Consider the following 15979-nt stretch of genomic DNA (forward strand, 5'->3'; position numbering starts at 1 on the left):
CTCCGCGATGGTGGCGAGTGAGGGATTCGAACCCCCGAAGTCGTAGACAGCTGATTTACAGTCAGATCCCTTTGGCCGCTTGGGTAACTCGCCATGTGCGCGAGGCACCGCACAAGGATACAAGGATCGCGCGATCCCGCCGACCACGGCTGCGCGGCGCAACCGAGCGCGGTTTCGCCATTCGATCGAATCCGCGCGGAGCGGATCAGATGGCAAAGTGCCCATCCGATGCCGGACGCGGCGGGGATCAGCGGTCGGCGGCCGTGCGGTAGCCTTCCGCGGCGCGCGCCACCGCGTCGATGTACGTCGTCGCGTCGTTGTACGACGTGATCGCGCGGCGCCAGCCGGCCTCGGTGTCGAGACCCGTCGAGGCCCGGCAGAGGTAGTTCGCGCTCGCCATCACGGCGTCGTCGATGTTCTGCGGATCCTCGCGCCCGTCGGCGTTCGCGTCGGTGTGCCAGTTGCGCCAGGTCTGCGGGATCAGCTGCATCGGCCCGACCGCGCGGTCGGCCTTCGTGTCGCCGTCGATCGCGCCCTGGTCGCTGTCCGGGATGCGGGCCACCCCGTCGCCGTCGAGCGCCGGCCCGAAGATGGGCGGGGTCGCCGTGCCGTCGGCGCCGATCGTGGAGCCGCCGTGCCGGCCGTGGTCGCTCTCCACGCGACCGATGCCGGCGAGGGTCGTCCACGAGAGACCGCAGGCCGGCATGGCGCTCGCCTTGGTCATGGCGGCGCCGGCATAGGCGGCGAGCGCGCGCCGCGGGATGCCGGTCGCCTTCGCCGTCCTGGCCACCCACGCGGGCTCGGCGAGACCCGCGATCCCGTACGGTCCGGGTGTGACGGCGGCGACCGGCGGATCGGCCGGCGGCGCCCAGCGCGGGGCGGGCGTCTCGTCCGGCACGAGCACCGTGCCGCCGCCGGCTCGCGGGGTCAGGGCCAGCACGAGCAGCACGATCACGACGACGCCGGCCGCCCCGCCGAGCACACCGGCGATGATCCGTCCGCGGGCCGCCACGAGGATCGGTTCTAGCATGGCCGGATGGCAGATTCCTCGTTCGACATCGTGAGCAAGGTCGACCCGATGGAGACCCAGAATGCGCTGAACCAGGCGCAGAAGGAGATCGCGCAGCGCTACGACTTCAAGAACGTCGGCGCCTCGATCGACGCCTCCGGCGAGAAGTTCGTGCTGAAGGCCTCCAGCGAGGAGCGCGTCAAAGCGGTGCTCGACGTGTTCGAGTCCAAGCTCATCAAGCGCGGCATCTCGCTGCGCTCGCTCGACGCGGGGGCGCCGTTCGCGAGCGGCAAGGAGTACCGGATCGAGGCATCCATCAAGGAGGGCATCTCGAGCGACGACGCCAAGAAGATCTCCAAGATCATCCGCGACGAGGGCCCCAAGTCGATCAAGAGCCAGATCCAGGGCGATGAGCTGCGCGTGCAGTCCAAGAGCCGCGACGACCTGCAAGCGACGATCGCGCTGCTCAAGGGCAAGGACCTCGACGTCGCCCTGCAGTTCGTCAACTTCCGCTGACCCCGGGTTCGCTTCCGACTCCATAACCGATCGACCGTTTGCCATCGGTTGCGGGGCGCGCGGGCCGAATCGGATGGCAAACCGCCGATCGGACCCAGGGAGCCCGGCATACTGAGCCCGTGCAGCTCCAGATCGACGGCGGCACGCTCGCCTTCATCATCACGATCGCCGCGATCGTCGTGGATGCCGGGATCCGTATCGGCGCGCTCATCGTCGTGCCGCGCAACCGGCGGCCGCAGACGGCCGTGGCCTGGCTGCTCGCGATCTACCTCATCCCGTACATCGGGCTGCTCGTCTTCCTCGTGCTGGGCCGCGCGCGGCTGCCGCGGGCGCGACGGCGCAAGCAGCGGGAGATCAACGCGTACATCCTCGACACGACCGAGGGCATCGAGCGGGTGCGCACCGATCCGCCGTGGCCGTCGTGGCTGGAGCCGGTGGTCCAGCTCAACCGGAACCTCGGCTCCATGCCGCTGGTCGGCGGCAACGCGGCGACGCTGTACGACCACGACCAGGAGGCCCTCGACGCGATGGTCGCCGAGATCGCTGCGGCGACGACGACCGTGCACGCCGAGTTCTATATCCTCTCGCTCGACGACACCACTCGACCGTTCTTCGACGCCCTCGGCGCCGCTCGGGAACGCGGCGTCACCGTGCGGGTGCTGCTCGACCACCTCGGCAACTCGGGCTACCCCGGCTTCGGCCCGGCCAAGCGCCGGCTGACGGAGCTCGGCGTGCAGTGGCACCTCATGCTGCCGTTCCAGCCGCTGCGCGGACGCATCCAGCGCCCCGACTTGCGCAACCACCGCAAGCTCCTCGTCATCGACGGGCAGATCGCGTTCACCGGCTCGCAGAACGTCATCGAGGAGCCCTACCAGAAGCGCAAGAACCGCAAGAAGGGGCTGCGCTGGCGGGATCTCATGGCCCGCTTCGAGGGACCGGTCGTGGCCGGCATCGACGCGCTCTTCGTCACCGACTGGTACTCCGAGACGAACGAGCTGCTCACCCGCGAGGCCGCGCCGGCCCGCACCGTCGGCGACGGCGATCTCGACTGCCAGGTCGTGCCCTCCGGCCCGGGGTTCAGCGACGAGAACAACCTCAAGATGTTCAACTCGCTCGTCTACGCCGCGCAGAAGCGCATCAACCTCGTGAGCCCGTACTTCGTACCCGACGGCTCGATGCTCTACGCGCTGACGACCGCGGCGCAGTCGGGCATCGAGGTGCAGCTGTTCGTCTCCCAGATCAGCGACCAGTTCGGGGTGTACCACGCGCAGCGCAGCTACTACGACGAGCTGCTGAAGTCGGGCGTGCGCATCTTCCTGTACCGCGCCCCGACGATCCTGCACGCGAAGTCGATCACGGTGGATGACGAGCTCTCGGTGATCGGATCGAGCAACTTCGACATGCGCTCCTTCTCGCTCGACCTCGAGATCTCGGTCATGGTGCGCGGGCGCGCGTTCCTCGAGCGGCTGCGGGCGATCGAGGACGACTTCCGCGCGAACAGCACCGAGCTGACGCTCGAGGTGTGGCGCCGCCGCGGTCGCTGGACGAGCGTGCTCGACAACGTCATGCGGCTCACGGCGGTGCTGCAGTGAGCGCGGGGTTCGGGCGGCTGGTGCTCGGCGGCTCGATCGTGGACGATCCGTACGCCGACGGCCTGGAGGAGATCGCGCGGTTCGAGGTCATCTCGGACGACGGGCCGCGATACCGCATCGACCGCCGCGAACCGGACGACCCCGTCTGGGACGGGCCGAGTTGGGGAGTCACTCGGATCCAGCCCGCCCCGGACGCGGTGGTCGGGACGATCATCCGCCGCGGCCTCCACCGTCTGCAGTACCAGTACGAATTCCGCAAGACCGGTGCGCACGTTGCCGGCGGAGCCGACGCGATGCTCGTTAACGCCGTGTTCGGGTTGATCGGAGAGCTCTGACACGACGGACCGTGCCCGTCTCCGTCCGGGGGCGCCCTGGCCGTCGCCCCGGTCCTGGTGCCGTGTCAAACACGCCTCACAGTGAGGCGGAGCTCACATGCGGTTTCGAAAGGGGTGCGGAGGCACGCGGCCGAGTCAGTGGCGTCTCGACACGTCCGCTCCGCGGGCTGTTCGACGGCCGGAAGCGGCAACGGATCCGGCGGAGGTCATTCGCCGCGGGAGACGCGCACCATCTCGTCGCGGGGCACGACCTTGATGCGCGCGCGTCCCTCGGGCTCGCCGAGGGCGATCTCGTGCGCGTCGAGCGCGTGCCAGCCGTCGAGGTCCGTGTACCGCACGCCGCGCTCGTCGAGCAGGGCGACGATCGACTCCTCCGAGGGCGACGCCGGGCTCCACCACGAGGCCTGATCGCGCACGAGGTGCTCGATCGTCTCCATCGCGTCGGACTTCGTGTGACCGATCAGCCCGACCGGGCCGCGCTTGATCCAGCCCGTCGCGTAGACGCCCGGCACGATGCGGTCGTCGTCGCCGAGCACCTGGCCCTCGTGGTTCGGGATGACGCCGTGCCGCTCGTCGAACGGGATGCCGTCGAGGGGCGATCCGAAGTAGCCGACCGCGCGGTACACGGCCTGCACCTCCACCTCGCGGAACTCGCCCGTGCCGCGGACGCCGCCCGCGCCATCCGGTTCGGTGCGCTCGTACCGGAACGCCGCGACCCGGCCGTCGGGGCCGGCGACGACCTCCGTCGGCTTCGCGAAGAAGTGCAGGTGCAGGCGCCGCGAGGCCCGCCCGGTCTCCCGCTGGCGCCACTGCGTGAACACCCGGTCGATCACGAGGATCTGCTTGTTCGACTCGATCGCCGCCCGTGAGGCCTCGTCGTAGTCGAAGTCCTCGTCGTGCACGATCATGTCGACGTCGCGCAGCTCGCCGAGCTCGCGCAGCTCGAGCGGCGTGAACTTGACCTGCATCGGGCCGCGGCGGCCGAACACGTGCACGTCGGTGACCGGCGAGGCGGTGAGACCCTCGTACACGTTCGCCGGGATCTCGGTCGGCAGCAGGTCCTCCGGGTGCTTCGCCAGGATGCGCGCGACGTCGAGCGCGACGTTGCCGTTGCCGATCACCGCGACCGACTGCGCATCGAGCGGCCACTCCCGCGGGTAGTCGGGGTGGCCGTCGTACCAGCTCACGAACTCGGCGGCGCCGTAGCTGCCGGGCAGGTCGATGCCCGGGATGCCGAGGTCGGCATCCCGCACCGCGCCGGTCGCGAAGATGACGGCGTTGTAGTGGTGCTTGAGGTCGTCGAGGGTGAGGTCGGTGCCGAACCGCACATTGCCGAAGATCCGGATGTCGCCGCGGTCGAGCACGTCGCGCAGCGCGGTGATGATGCCCTTGATGCGCGGGTGGTCGGGTGCGACGCCGTAGCGCACCAGCCCGTACGGCGCGGGGAGGTGATCGAAGAGGTCGATCGAGACGTCGAACGACCTCTCGTGCTTGAGCAGGATGTCGGCGGCGTAGATGCCGGCGGGCCCGGCTCCCACGATGGCCAGGCGGAGCTTGCTCAACGGGTTCCTCTCGGTCGGGACGCGCGCGGCGCGCTACGCGGATCGCTCCACGATCGCCTCGGCGAACTTCGTCAGCGCCTTCTTCACCGGCCCGTCGGGCAGCGGGTCGAGGGCCTGGACGGCGAGCGCCGACCAGCGGCGCGCCTCGGTCAGGGTAGCGCGGGTCACGTCGTGCTCGCGGAGAGCGGTCACGATGCGCGCGAGTTCCGCGTCGTCGGCGTCAGCCGAACCCTCGATGCGGGCGAGCAGGGCGGCGGCCTCGTCGTCCGACGCGGCGGCATCGCGTAGGTAGAGCAGCGGCAGGGTGGGCACGCCGGCGCGCAGGTCGGTCCCCGCCGCCTTGCCGGTCTCGTCCGAGGACGGCGAGAGGTCGATGACGTCGTCGATGAGCTGGAAGGCGACGCCGATCCGCTCGCCGAACAGCTCGACGGGCTCCTGGAAGCTCTCGGGCGCCTGTGAGAAGATCACGCCCAGGAACGCCGCGAGCGCGATGAGCGAGCCCGTCTTGTCGGCGAGCACCTGCAGGTAGTGCGCGATCGGATCCTCGCCGGCGCGGGGGCCGATCGTCTCGTGCAGCTGCCCGAGGCACAGCCGCTCGAACGTGTCCGCCTGCGCCTCGAGGCCGCGCTCGCCGAGGCTCGCGATGAGCTTCGACGCCCGGGCGAAGAGCAGGTCGCCGGTCAGGATCGCGACGGAGTTGCCCCACTTCGACTGGGCGCTCGGCACCCCTCGACGCAGCTGCGCCTCATCCATGACGTCGTCGTGGTACAGCGAGGCCAGGTGGGTGATCTCGACCGCGCGTGCGGCGGTGATCACGGCCGCGTTGGCACCCTCGCCGAGTTGCGCCGTGAGCAGCACGAGGGTGGGACGCACCCGCTTTCCGCCGGCCTCGATCAGGTAGCGGCTCGTGACATCCGCCATGTCGTCGGCGAACGCGACCTCGGCGAGCAGGCCCGACTCGACCTCGTCCAGCCCGCGCTCGATCGCGTCGGCGAACTGGCGCTCCTCGCTCGAGGCGAACAGCTTCTCGCCGAGTCCGAGCGACGAGCTGAGCGTGTTGCTGCGGCGCGCGAGCGGGGTCGGGGTCACGAGGGGTCCTTCGACGGCGTTGCGGCGGCGGGTCTGCGACGGGGTGCGGTGCGCTGGGCGGTGCGCGCCAGGATCGCCTCGTCGGCGGGCTTGTGGCCGCGGTGCAGGGCGACGACGCCGGCGGTGAGGTTGCGGTAGGCGACGCGCGTGAATCCGACCCCGCGCATCCACTGGCTCAGGGTGTGCTGGTCGGGCCAGTCGCGGATCGACTCGGCCAGGTAGTCGTACGCCTCGGGGTCCGTGCTGGTCGCGCGCACCACGAGCGGCATCACGAACCGCATGTACGCGCCGTACCCGGTGCGGAACAGCGCGCGCGGCGGCTTGCTGAATTCGCAGATCACGACGCGGCCGCCCGGGCGCAGCACCCGGTGCATCTCGGCGAGCGCCACCTGCGGGCGTGCGATGTTGCGCAGCCCGAAGCTCACGGTGACCGCGTCGAACGAGCCGTCGTCGAACGGCAGCTTCTCCGCGTCGGCCTCGACGAATTCGATCTCCGGATGGCGCTTGCGCCCCTCCGCGATCATGCCGGCCGAGAAGTCCAGGGCCACCACCTCGGCGCCGCCGCGCGCGATCGCCGCGGACGACGTGCCGGTGCCCGCGGCGATGTCGAGCACGCGCTCGCCGGCCTGCGGGTCGATGGCCCGCACCGTCGCGATCCGCCAGAGTCCGGAGTTGCCGAGCGAGAGCACGGCGTTGGTGCGGTCGTAGCCCCGCGCCACCTCGTCGAACATGCCCGAGACGGCGCCCGGCTGCTTGTCCATCTCGGCCCTCGCCACGGGTTTCAGCCTACTGATTCCGCCTGACCGCCCGTCGGGTCGGCGCCCGCCCGTGCGCTCGCGCCGGACCCTGTCAGCCCGGGATACGTAGGCTGGGACCGTGCGCGTCATCACCCGGCAGATCGATGCGCCGTCCTCGCTCGTGCCGCTGCTGGATCCGTCGCGGCCGCTGCTGTTCGTCCGGCGCGGCGAGGGCATCGGCGGCATCGGCGAGGCGCTGCGCCTCGAGTTCTCGGGACCCGATCGCATCCGCGACGCGGCCGCGGCCTGGCGTCGCATCGCCGCGGACGCGCAGATCGACGATCCGGTCGGGCTCTCCGGCAGCGGGCTCGTCGCGTTCGGCGCCTTCACGTTCGCCGCCGGGTCGGACCGGCCGAGCGTGCTCATCGTGCCGCGCGTGATCGTGGGACGCCGTGACGGCGTCGGCTGGATCACCCGCGTGCAGGTCGACGAGGGCGACGACGCCGACGACCGGGTCGCGGCCGCCCCGTTCGGCCCCGAGTACCGCATCCCGCTGCGCCCGGGGGCGACGCCGCCGGACCGGTACCGCGAGATCGTCGCGGAGGCCGTGCGCCGCATCCACGCCGGCGACGCTGCGAAGGTCGTGCTCGCACGCGACCTGGTCGGCCACATTCCCGTCGATGCCGACCTGCGCCGGGTGGTCGGCGAGCTCGCCCTCGGCTACCCCGACACCTGGACGTTCGCCATCGACGGCTTGCTCGGCTCCAGCCCCGAGACGCTGGTGCGCGTCGGGCACGGCACGGTGACGGCACGTGTGCTCGCCGGGTCGGCGGCCCGCGGCGTCGACGCGGCGAGCGATCAGGCCGCGGCCCTCGCCCTCGCGACCTCGACCAAGGACCTCGACGAGCACCGCTTCGCCGTGCAGAGCGTGCTCGCCTCCCTGGAGGGCCACGTGCGCGGTGTCGCCGCGAGCGAGGTGCCCTACGCGCTCAAGCTGCCGAACCTCTGGCACCTCGCCACCGACGTCGAGGCGGGCCTGGCCGACGGCTCGAGCGTGCTCGACCTGGCCGCCGCCCTGCACCCGACCGCGGCGATCGCGGGCACCCCGACCGACGCGGCCGTCGCGGCGATCGCGGAGCTCGAGGGCATCGACCGCCGCCGCTACAGCGGCCCGGTCGGCTGGATCGACGCGGCCGGCAACGGCAAGTGGGCGATCGCGCTGCGCAGCGCCGAGGTGGATGCCGCCGGCGGCGTCACCGCGTACGCGGGCGCCGGCATCGTCGCCGACTCCGATCCCGAGCACGAACTGGCCGAGACGCGGCTGAAGTTCCGCCCCATCGTGGAGGCCTTCGGCTGACTGGCCGAAAACGCATAGTCGCGGGCACGCGCACTGGGCGTTTTCGGCTAGGGGAGGAGCCGGGCGCGTTCCGCGGCGACGTCGTAGTCCGGGCGCGGCCAGTGCAGGTCGAGGCCGCGGAGGGCATCCGTCAGCAATCGCTGCACCGCGAGTCGTGCGAACTTGTGGTCGGCCGGCACCACGTACCAGGGCGCATCCGGCGTCGACGTGCGCCGGATCGCGATCTCATACTCTTCCATGTACCGGCCCCACAGCTCCCGTTCATCGACGTCGCCGGGGCTGTACTTCCACTGCTTCGTCGGGTCGTCGAGCCGCGCGAGCAGACGATCGCGCTGCTCCTGCGGCGAGATGTGCAGCATGACCTTGACGATCGTGGTGCCGGCCGCCACGAGCTCCGCCTCGAAGTCGACGATCGCCGCATAGCGCGCCTCGATCACCTCGGGCGACGCGAGCGCGTGCACGCGATGGATGAGCACGTCCTCGTAGTGCGAGCGGTCGAAGACGCCCAGCATCCCGGGGGCCGGCAGTTCGCGCCGGATCCGCCAGAGCACGTCATGCGCCTTCTCCTCGTCGGTCGGCGCCTTGAACGCGTGCAGCGCGACCCCCTGCACGTCGACGGAACCCACGACGTGGCTGACGACGCCACCCTTGCCGGCCGTGTCCATCGCCTGAAGCACCAGCAGCACGCTGCGGCGGTCGCCGTTCAGGCCGGCGGCGAACAGCCTCTCCTGCAGCTCGGCGAGCTCGGCCGCGCCCTTCGCGAGCGCCCTCCTTCCCGCCTTCTTGCCGCCGTCGAACCCGGGGGTGGATGCCGGATCCACGTCCGCGAGGGCGAACTGCGGTCCGGCGGCGGTCAGCGGTGCGTGGTGGGCCATGCCCGCACGCTATGCGCACAATGGTCGGAATGGGTACCGCATCCGCCCGCTCCCGAGAGTCCCAGGGGACGTCGGCGAGGCCATCGACCGGCAGCGTGCTCGTCGGCCTCGCCACCGGGCTCGGACCGCTGCACCTGATCGTGGTCGGCCTGACGATCTCGGTGGCGGTGTGGGCGTGGTTCGCGATGATCATCGGGTCGGGGCCCGACTGGGACACGTTCGGCTGGACGTTCTTCCTCACCAGCGTCGCCGGCGGACTGCTCCAGATCATCGCGGTGTTCTGGATCGACGGCACCGGCAGCCTGCGCGAGCGGCTGACCGTCCGGGTGGCGGAGGGACCTCGCGGGGTCCCGCTGCTGCTGCTCGTGCCCGCCGTCGTGTACGCGATCGTCTTCTTCGCCTCGGCGCGCCCCGACATCCCCGCCGACGGGTTCGAATACGGCTGGAGCGTCTACCAGGCGATCGGGGTCCTCCTGATGCTCTCCGTCGTCGGCGCCGCCCTCGGCGGCGGGGTCGCGTTCATCATCATGGTGCCGATCGGGATCCTCGTCGCGGCGGTGCTCCCGCGCACTCAGGCTGAGCGAGACGGCACCAGCCGCAGCACCGCGTTCGGCACCATGACCCCGCTCAACCTGGTCGCCGGCGTCGCCATTCTGGCCGGCGCGGTGTCGTTCGCCATCGCGATGCAGTTCGTGCTGGCCGCGGGATCCGGGTCGACCCGCGCCGACATGGCACGTCAGTTCGTCGCGCTCGTCAGCCTCCGCGGCGGGCTCCTGCCGACGATCTGGGCGCTCGCGAGCATCGCCCTGATCGTGGTGGGCGCCGTCGTCAGCAACCGTGAGCAGGACGCTGGGCTGCGCCGCGCCGCACGCGCCGTCAGTGGGCCAGCGGCACCTCGATCAGGGTCCGGGTCGCACCCGCATCGGTGAGGGCGGGCATCAGGTCACCGCGGGTCTCGACCCGGCGGAACTCCCAGCCGTAGGCCGCGGCGAGCGCCGCCGTGTCCACGCTCTGCGGGGTGCGCATGACGCGCGCGTAGAGCGCGGGGTCGGCCGACGCGACCTCGAGCGTGTCGAAGATCGAGCCCCCGCCGTCGTCGCCGACGATGAGCTGCAGGCGGCCCTCGATCTCCGCCCCGCCGGAGCCGAGCAGCGACCCGGCGTCGTGCAGCAGGGCGAGGTCGCCCAGCAGCACCCGGATCACGCCGCGGTCGGCGGTCGCGAGCGCGATGCCCGAGGCGGTCGCGATGGTGCCGTCGATGCCGCCGAGACCGCGGTTCGCGTGCACGCGGATCCGCTTGCCGGCGGCGATCCGGTCGAGTTCGCGGATCAGCCGCGACGCCGCCACGACGAGCCGGTCGTGCGGCCAGGTGGCATCCCACACCGACCGTGCCAGCAGACGCCGCGTGACCGGCTCGCGCAGCTGGGCCAGCTGGTCGCGCGCCCACCGCGCCCGTTCGAGCGCGTCGTCGGTGAGCGCGGCACCGAGCGGCTCGTCCGCGCTCTCGTCGAGGATGCGGCGGGATGCCGTCACCCAGCGCCCGATCCACGAGCGGCCCGCCGCGAGACCGGCCTCGTCGGGGACGACCGTGACGGCATCCGCGAACCGCGTCACGACCCGCCCGGGGTCGTAATCGTCGCGGCCGGGGGTGCGCACGACGACCGTCTCGACGCCGGGCCGCTGGATGAGGGCGGGCACCTCGCGGCTGAGCGTCGGATGCCCGAAGACCACCACCCGCTCGACCCGGTCGCCGAAGTTGCCGGCGTCGATGAGCTCCCGATACGCCGCGACGAGGTTCGGGCCGAACCGGGCGCCGCTCGACACCTCGGCCAGCAGCGGCGCGCCCAGCTCGCGCGCGACCTCCTCGGCCCGCTCGCCCGCGCGGTTGCCGGCGACGACCACCGTGCCGGGCGCGGGGCGCAGTTCGACGGTCTCGCCCGAGCGGGTGGGAGCGGTCCACGTACCCGGCTCGACCTCCGGGAGCCGCGCGTCGCCGGAGAGCGGCTCGCGGAACGCCAGATTCAGCTGCACGGGACCCGCGCCGTCGGCCGACGACGCGGCCGCGAGCGCCTCGCGCGCCAGCTCGGGGGCGCCCTGAGCGCCCGCAGGCGGCGGCACATCCCATGACCGGCGCACCGCCGACCCGAAGATGCCGTCCTGGATCGTCGCCTGATTCGCGCCGATGCCGCGCAGCTCCTCCGGGCGGTCGGCGGTCAGCAGCAGCAACGGGATGCCGGCGTGCGACGCCTCGAGCACCGCCGGATGGAGGTTGGCCACCGCCGTGCCCGACGTCGTGATCACCGCGACCGGGATGCCCGACTCCGCGGCGATGCCGAGCGCGAGGAAGCCCGCCGAGCGCTCGTCGATGCGCACGTGCAGCCGCAGCAGCTCGGCGCGCTCCAGCTGCGCGGCGGCGAGCGCGAGGGCCTGCGAGCGCGAACCCGGGCTGAGCACGACGTCGCGCACGCCGAGACGCACGAATTCGGCGAGCAGCGCGACGGCGAACTCGCTGGACGGGGCGGCGCTCACCCGGCGGGCTTCGTGTCGTCCGGGTTGCCCGCGGTCGGGTCGTCGCGCTCGGCGAGGCGGCGCTCGAGGTCGCGGATGCGCTGCGCCTGCTCCTGCTCCCGCGCGATCCGGCTCAGGAAGTCGGGATCGTCATCCGGGGCCCGCGGGCCCGAGCGCGGGGATGCCGCCGAGGGTCCCTCCGCCGCATAGCGACCGTGGTTGCGCGGCTCGAGCCGCTCGCGCCCGACGAAGAACCAGAGCAACGGCCCGACGATGAACAGCAGCAGCGAGATCAGCACCCATGCCCACTTGGGCAGCCCGCGCACCCGTGACGAATCGATGAGCGAGATGTCGACGATCGCGACGACCGTCAGCACCAGGTCGATGATCCCGGGGAGCAGGCGGAGCATGCTCGGATCCTACGCGCCGAGCCCGTGCACAGCGGCGGATCGTAGGATGCCGGGGTGCGCGCATGGATCCTGTACTCGGCCGTGCGCGTGGGGCTGTTCGCGGTGCTGTTCGCGGTGGTCTACGCGCTCACGGCACAGCTGTGGAGCTTCGCCTGGGCGGTCGCGGCCGTCGTCGCCGCCCTCCTGGCGTTCTGCATCTCGTACATCTTCTTCGGGCGGTTGCGCGCGCGAGCCCTTACCGAGCTCGCCGCGTCGCGCCGGCCCCGCGAGGCTCCGGCCGGCTCCGACGAGAACGCCGAGGACACGGTCATCGACCGCGACGCGTAGGCGGCCCTGGAGCTCACTCAGGCGGGCGCGAACAGCAGCGCCGCGCCCAGCCCCAGCCCGAACAACAGCGCCGTCAGCAGGGTGAGCTGCAGCGCCGTCACGAGCTCGCGCGGCGTCGTGCCGAACAGCACGATCACGATCGCCGGCAGTGCGACGATGAGCGTGAAGTACACGTAGCCGGCATTCAGGTAGAACAGCGTGAAGAAGATCAGCACCACGAACGGCACGAGCATCAGCACCACGTAGAGCACGAGGGTCGGCACCCGCCCGATGAGCACCGCGAGGGTGCGCTTGCGCGCGGCGCGGTCCCGGTCGATGTCGCGGAGGTTGTTGACGACGAGCACCGCGCACGCGAGCGCCCCCGCGGCCACGCCGCCGAGCCATCCCTCCACGTTGACCGTGCCGATCCTGGCCGCGCTGCTGGTCAGGACGAAGACCGTGCCCGCGACCGGGACGATGCCGAAGAAGAGGAAGACGGCGAGTTCGCCGAGCGCCGAGTAGCCGTACGGGCGCTTGCCACCCGTGTAGAACCACGCGGCGGCGATGCACACCGCGCCGACGGCCAGCAGCCACCACTGGCCGCTGCGCCAGACGACGAGCACGCCGGCGATCGCGGCGATCGCGAAGAACACGAGCGCGACCGTGAGCACCGCTCGGGGCCGGGCGCGACCCGAGCCGACGAGCCGCTGCGGCCCGACCCGGTGGGCGTCGGTGCCGCGCACGCCGTCGGAGTAGTCGTTGGCGTAGTTCACGGCGATCTGCAGCGCGATCGCGACGACGAGGCAGCCGACCGCGCGGAGCCAGTGGTCCCAGAGCTGGACGCCGAACGCCGCGGTGTTGGAGGCGGCGCCGTAGCCGATCGCGACCGCGGCGAGCGCGAGCGGGAGGGTCTGCGGACGCGCCCCCGCGATCCAGGTGCCGAGGGTGGCGGGACGGGCCTCGACGATCGGACGGCCGCCCGGGCGTCCGCTTCGCCCGCGGCCCTTCGAGCCGGATGCCCTGCCCTTCGCGGGCGCGGACTTCGCCTTCGCGGGGACGGCCTTGCCGCCGGATGCCGCCGCCGTGCGCCGGCCGACGTCGATGCGCTGCTGCTTCGGGCGTGCCACGGCCGGAAGTCTATCGACCGACCCCCGGGCTACCCGCGCGCCAGCTCGGCGAGGGCGCGTCGGTCGGGCTTGCCGCTCGGCAGCTCGGGCAGCGCATCCAGGTGCACGAGGCGGGCGGGCCGCGCGGCGGCGCCGAGTTCCGCGCCGACCGCGGCGATCGCGGCCTGGGTGTCGGCGTACCCGGCGGTGAATGCGACCGGGGTCTCGCCCCAGCGCGGATCGGGGGCGGCGACGACCACGGCATCCTGCAGCCCGGGCTGCTCGCGCAGCACCCGCTCGATCTCGGCCAGCGCGACCTTGACGCCGCCGGAGATGAGCACGTCGTCGCGGCGTCCCGTGACGGTCAGCATGCCGTCGCGGAGCGAGCCGCCGTCGGCGGTGCGGAACCAGCGCGCCCCGCCGTGCATGACGAACCGCTCCGCCGTCAGCCCGGGATCGCCGAGATACCCCTCCGCGAGGCTCGGGCCGCCGAGCCACACCTCGCCGTCCTCGACGCGCACCGTCGCCCCGCCGACCGGCCGGCCGTCGTAGACGCAGCCGCCGCTCGTCTCGCTCGAGCCGTAGCTGCGCACGAGGCGCACGCCGGCATCCGCGGCCTGTGCCGCGAGCGTCGCCGGTGTCGCCTGCCCGCCGACGAGCACCGCCTGGAACCGGCGCAGCTCGGTGAGAGCGTTCCGGTCGTCGAGCAGCGTCGCGAGCTGGGCCGGTACCAGGGCGACGAGGCGCTCCGGGATGCCGAGCCGCCGCGCCGCGTCGACGAACCGTGCCGCGGTGAACGGCCCGCCCTCGAGCTCGACCGGATCGACTCCCGCGGCGAACGAGCGCACGAGCACGTTGAGCCCGGCGATGTAGTGCGTGGGAAGCGCCAGCACCCACTGGCCGGGACCGCCGAGCGCGGACTCGCTCGCGGCCGCGCTGGCGAGCAGCGCGTCGGCGCTCAGTGCGACACGCTTCGGTCCCCCGGTCGAGCCGCTCGTCTCGACGACGAGCGCGATCCGCTGCTCGACCGTGCCGGGCAGCCCCTGCGGGTCGGCCCCCGGTGCCGCCGGCAGCACCGCGGGGCCCCCCGCGAGCGCGGCGCGCAGCGCCACCGCGATCTCCGCCCCCCGCACCACCTCGAGCCTCCGCGTCACACCGTCACCCCGCGTTCACGGTGCGCAATCGGGGGTCGAATCCCGTCTCGTACCCCCAATTGGGGGCGGCGAGTGCGCCGCGACCCCCTATTGCGCGCACTCAACGGGCTCGGGCGGGTCAGAAGTGCCACGGGTAGGGGGACCAGTCGGGGGGGCGCTTCTCGAGGAACGCGTCGCGACCCTCGAGCGCCTCGTCGGTGCCGTAGGCGAGCCGGGTCGCCTCGCCGGCGAAGAGCTGCTGCCCGACGAGTCCGTCGTCGACCGCGTTGAGCGCGTACTTCAGCATCCGGATCGACGTGGGGCTCTTGCCGAGGATCGTCTCGGCCATCTCGAGCGCCCGCGCCTCGAGCTCGGCGTGCGGCACGACCTTGTTGACCGCGCCCGTCTCGTATGCGCGCTGCGCGTCGTACTCCTCGGCGAGGAAGAACACCTCGCGCGCGAACCGCTGGCCCACCTGCCGGGCGAAGTACGCGCTGCCGTAGCCGGCGTCGAAGCTGCCGACGTCGGCGTCGGTCTGCTTGAACCGGGCGTGCTCGGCGGAGGCGATGGCCAGGTCGCACACGACGTAGAGGGAGTGGCCGCCTCCGGCCGCCCATCCGGGAACCACGGCGATGACGACCTTCGGCATGAACCGGATCAGTCGCTGCACCTCGAGGATGTGCAGACGTCCGACGCCGACCGAGCCGTCGTCGTACTCATAGCCGCTGCGCCCCCGGATGCGCTGGTCGCCCCCGGAGCAGAAAGCCCACCCGCCGTCCTTGGGGGACGGGCCGTTGCCGGTCAGCAGCACGGCACCGATCCGCGGGTTCTGCCGCGCGTCGTCGAGGGCGCGGGCGAGCTCGTCGACCGTGCGCGGCCGGAAGGCGTTGCGCACCTCGGGCCGGTCGATCGCGACCCGCGCGACCCGCCCGGTGGTGTCGTGGTGGTACGTCACGTCCTCGAGATCGGCGAAGCCGTCGACCTCGACCCAGCGCTCGGGGTCGAACAGCTCGGAGACGCGGTCGGCGCTCATGCGAGGGCTCCCAATCCGTGGAGGAGGACGAGCGGATTTCCGAGCACCGCGATCACGACGCCGAAGGTCGCCGCGACCACGCAGCGACGGCGCACGAGCGCGACGATCCCGACGATGAGCGCGGCGGCGCTGAACGCGTCGGCGAGGAGCGCCAGGACGGTGGCCGCGAGGTACCGCTCGGGGGCGTCGACCCCCAGCGCGACCGCCACCAGCGCCACCATGAGCACCGCGAGCGCGAGCGCGTAACGGCCGAGGGACGGCCTGCGCTCGCGCACGAGGCGATGCGACCGCGCGGGCGGCGAGGCGTCCGACATGGACGACAGCGGGGGGGCCGTGTCCGACGGCGCGGGCGCGGCGGTCGCGCGCGACGCGGCCGGCGTCGCCGACGCCGACCCCTCGGGGATCATGACC

General features: G+C 72.4%; 17 protein-coding genes and 1 tRNA gene. 6 read left to right on the plus strand and 12 right to left on the minus strand.

Annotated elements, in window-relative coordinates:
- Positions 1–8: 8 nt before the first annotated feature.
- Positions 9–93: transfer RNA gene (locus ABD285_RS02260), tRNA-Tyr, on the minus strand.
- 154 nt (positions 94–247) lie between these two features.
- Entirely contained in the window at positions 248–1030 is a 783-nt protein-coding gene (locus ABD285_RS02265) for a lytic transglycosylase domain-containing protein (RefSeq protein WP_284253674.1), read from the minus strand.
- A 6-nt stretch (positions 1031–1036) separates the two neighbouring features.
- On the opposite strand from ABD285_RS02265, the gene ABD285_RS02270 reads away from it, so the two are divergent.
- The 3 genes from ABD285_RS02270 to ABD285_RS02280 all read left to right on the plus strand — a co-directional run bounded on the left by ABD285_RS02270 (position 1037) and on the right by ABD285_RS02280 (position 3452).
- Positions 1037–1525, plus strand: a complete 489-nt coding sequence (locus tag ABD285_RS02270) for a YajQ family cyclic di-GMP-binding protein (RefSeq protein ID WP_284253675.1) — start codon at positions 1037–1039, stop codon at positions 1523–1525.
- A gap of 131 nt (positions 1526–1656) precedes the next feature.
- Positions 1657–3117 carry a cardiolipin synthase gene (gene cls / locus ABD285_RS02275; protein ID WP_425564956.1) on the plus strand — a complete coding sequence of 487 codons (1461 nt, stop codon included), beginning with the start codon at positions 1657–1659 and terminating at the stop codon, positions 3115–3117.
- A complete protein-coding gene (locus tag ABD285_RS02280) occupies positions 3114–3452 on the plus strand; it encodes a hypothetical protein (RefSeq protein ID WP_284253677.1) in 339 nt (112 codons plus the stop codon). The genes cls and ABD285_RS02280 overlap by 4 nt, the downstream gene beginning before the upstream one ends.
- 206 nt (positions 3453–3658) lie before the next feature.
- Here ABD285_RS02280 and ABD285_RS02285 read toward each other — a convergent pair whose 3' ends face one another.
- The 3 genes from ABD285_RS02285 to ABD285_RS02295 are packed head-to-tail and all read right to left on the minus strand — an operon-like array spanning position 3659 to position 6879.
- Positions 3659–5014 carry an FAD-dependent oxidoreductase gene (locus tag ABD285_RS02285; protein ID WP_284253678.1) on the minus strand — a complete coding sequence of 452 codons (1356 nt, stop codon included), beginning with the start codon at positions 5012–5014 and terminating at the stop codon, positions 3659–3661.
- 33 nt (positions 5015–5047) lie between these two features.
- Positions 5048–6103: a polyprenyl synthetase family protein gene (locus tag ABD285_RS02290; RefSeq protein ID WP_284253679.1), complete on the minus strand. Its 1056-nt coding sequence runs from the start codon at positions 6101–6103 to the stop codon at positions 5048–5050.
- Positions 6100–6879, minus strand: a complete 780-nt coding sequence (locus ABD285_RS02295; RefSeq protein ID WP_344199952.1) for a class I SAM-dependent methyltransferase — start codon at positions 6877–6879, stop codon at positions 6100–6102. Before ABD285_RS02295 ends, ABD285_RS02290 begins: the two co-directional genes overlap by 4 nt.
- Before the next feature lie 100 nt (positions 6880–6979).
- On the opposite strand from ABD285_RS02295, the gene ABD285_RS02300 reads away from it, so the two are divergent.
- A complete protein-coding gene (locus ABD285_RS02300; protein WP_284253680.1) occupies positions 6980–8197 on the plus strand; it encodes an isochorismate synthase in 1218 nt (405 codons plus the stop codon).
- Between the two features lie 47 nt (positions 8198–8244).
- On the opposite strand, the gene ABD285_RS02305 is transcribed toward ABD285_RS02300, so the two are convergent.
- Positions 8245–9072, minus strand: coding sequence for a PPK2 family polyphosphate kinase (locus ABD285_RS02305; protein WP_344199955.1), 828 nt, complete (start codon positions 9070–9072; stop codon positions 8245–8247).
- 29 nt (positions 9073–9101) lie between these two features.
- Between ABD285_RS02305 and ABD285_RS02310 the strand changes: the two genes are divergently transcribed.
- A complete protein-coding gene (locus ABD285_RS02310; RefSeq protein WP_284253681.1) occupies positions 9102–10001 on the plus strand; it encodes a hypothetical protein in 900 nt (299 codons plus the stop codon).
- On the opposite strand, the gene menD is transcribed toward ABD285_RS02310, so the two are convergent.
- The gene (gene menD / locus ABD285_RS02315; RefSeq protein ID WP_344199958.1) at positions 9949–11601 is read right to left on the minus strand and encodes a 2-succinyl-5-enolpyruvyl-6-hydroxy-3-cyclohexene-1-carboxylic-acid synthase; all 1653 of its coding nucleotides are present in this window, start codon (positions 11599–11601) and stop codon (positions 9949–9951) included. The genes ABD285_RS02310 and menD overlap by 53 nt on opposite strands.
- On the minus strand, positions 11598–11990 hold the full coding sequence (locus ABD285_RS02320; RefSeq protein WP_284253682.1) for a PLD nuclease N-terminal domain-containing protein: 393 nt from the start codon (positions 11988–11990) through the stop codon (positions 11598–11600). Before ABD285_RS02320 ends, menD begins: the two co-directional genes overlap by 4 nt.
- 54 nt (positions 11991–12044) lie before the next feature.
- Between ABD285_RS02320 and ABD285_RS02325 the strand changes: the two genes are divergently transcribed.
- Complete coding sequence (locus tag ABD285_RS02325) at positions 12045–12317, plus strand: DUF4229 domain-containing protein (protein WP_284253683.1); 273 nt, start codon at positions 12045–12047, stop codon at positions 12315–12317.
- 17 nt (positions 12318–12334) lie between these two features.
- On the opposite strand, the gene ABD285_RS02330 is transcribed toward ABD285_RS02325, so the two are convergent.
- The 4 genes from ABD285_RS02330 to ABD285_RS02345 form a co-directional block, all read right to left on the minus strand.
- Complete coding sequence (locus tag ABD285_RS02330) at positions 12335–13423, minus strand: 1,4-dihydroxy-2-naphthoate polyprenyltransferase (RefSeq protein ID WP_425564923.1); 1089 nt, start codon at positions 13421–13423, stop codon at positions 12335–12337.
- A 29-nt stretch (positions 13424–13452) separates the two neighbouring features.
- The gene (locus ABD285_RS02335) at positions 13453–14556 is read right to left on the minus strand and encodes an AMP-binding protein (protein WP_344199963.1); all 1104 of its coding nucleotides are present in this window, start codon (positions 14554–14556) and stop codon (positions 13453–13455) included.
- Between the two features lie 118 nt (positions 14557–14674).
- The gene (locus ABD285_RS02340; protein WP_344199966.1) at positions 14675–15568 is read right to left on the minus strand and encodes a 1,4-dihydroxy-2-naphthoyl-CoA synthase; all 894 of its coding nucleotides are present in this window, start codon (positions 15566–15568) and stop codon (positions 14675–14677) included.
- Positions 15565–15975 carry a hypothetical protein gene (locus ABD285_RS02345; protein WP_344199969.1) on the minus strand — a complete coding sequence of 137 codons (411 nt, stop codon included), beginning with the start codon at positions 15973–15975 and terminating at the stop codon, positions 15565–15567. The genes ABD285_RS02340 and ABD285_RS02345 overlap by 4 nt, the downstream gene beginning before the upstream one ends.
- Positions 15976–15979 lie beyond the last annotated feature (4 nt).

Origin of the sequence: Pseudolysinimonas kribbensis, from assembly GCF_039531715.1 — a bacterium.
GTDB lineage: Bacteria > Actinomycetota > Actinomycetes > Actinomycetales > Microbacteriaceae > Pseudolysinimonas > Pseudolysinimonas kribbensis.

Coding starts and splice junctions, on each gene's coding strand:
- ABD285_RS02265 (WP_284253674.1), bottom strand. CDS start 1,030: ATGCTAGAACCGATCCTCGTGGCGGCCCGCGGACGGATCATCGCCGGT.
- ABD285_RS02270 (WP_284253675.1), top strand. CDS start 1,037: ATGGCAGATTCCTCGTTCGACATCGTGAGCAAGGTCGACCCGATGGAG.
- ABD285_RS02305 (WP_344199955.1), bottom strand. CDS start 9,072: ATGGCCCACCACGCACCGCTGACCGCCGCCGGACCGCAGTTCGCCCTC.
- ABD285_RS02310 (WP_284253681.1), top strand. CDS start 9,102: ATGGGTACCGCATCCGCCCGCTCCCGAGAGTCCCAGGGGACGTCGGCG.
- ABD285_RS02320 (WP_284253682.1), bottom strand. CDS start 11,990: ATGCTCCGCCTGCTCCCCGGGATCATCGACCTGGTGCTGACGGTCGTC.
- ABD285_RS02340 (WP_344199966.1), bottom strand. CDS start 15,568: ATGAGCGCCGACCGCGTCTCCGAGCTGTTCGACCCCGAGCGCTGGGTC.
- ABD285_RS02345 (WP_344199969.1), bottom strand. CDS start 15,975: ATGATCCCCGAGGGGTCGGCGTCGGCGACGCCGGCCGCGTCGCGCGCG.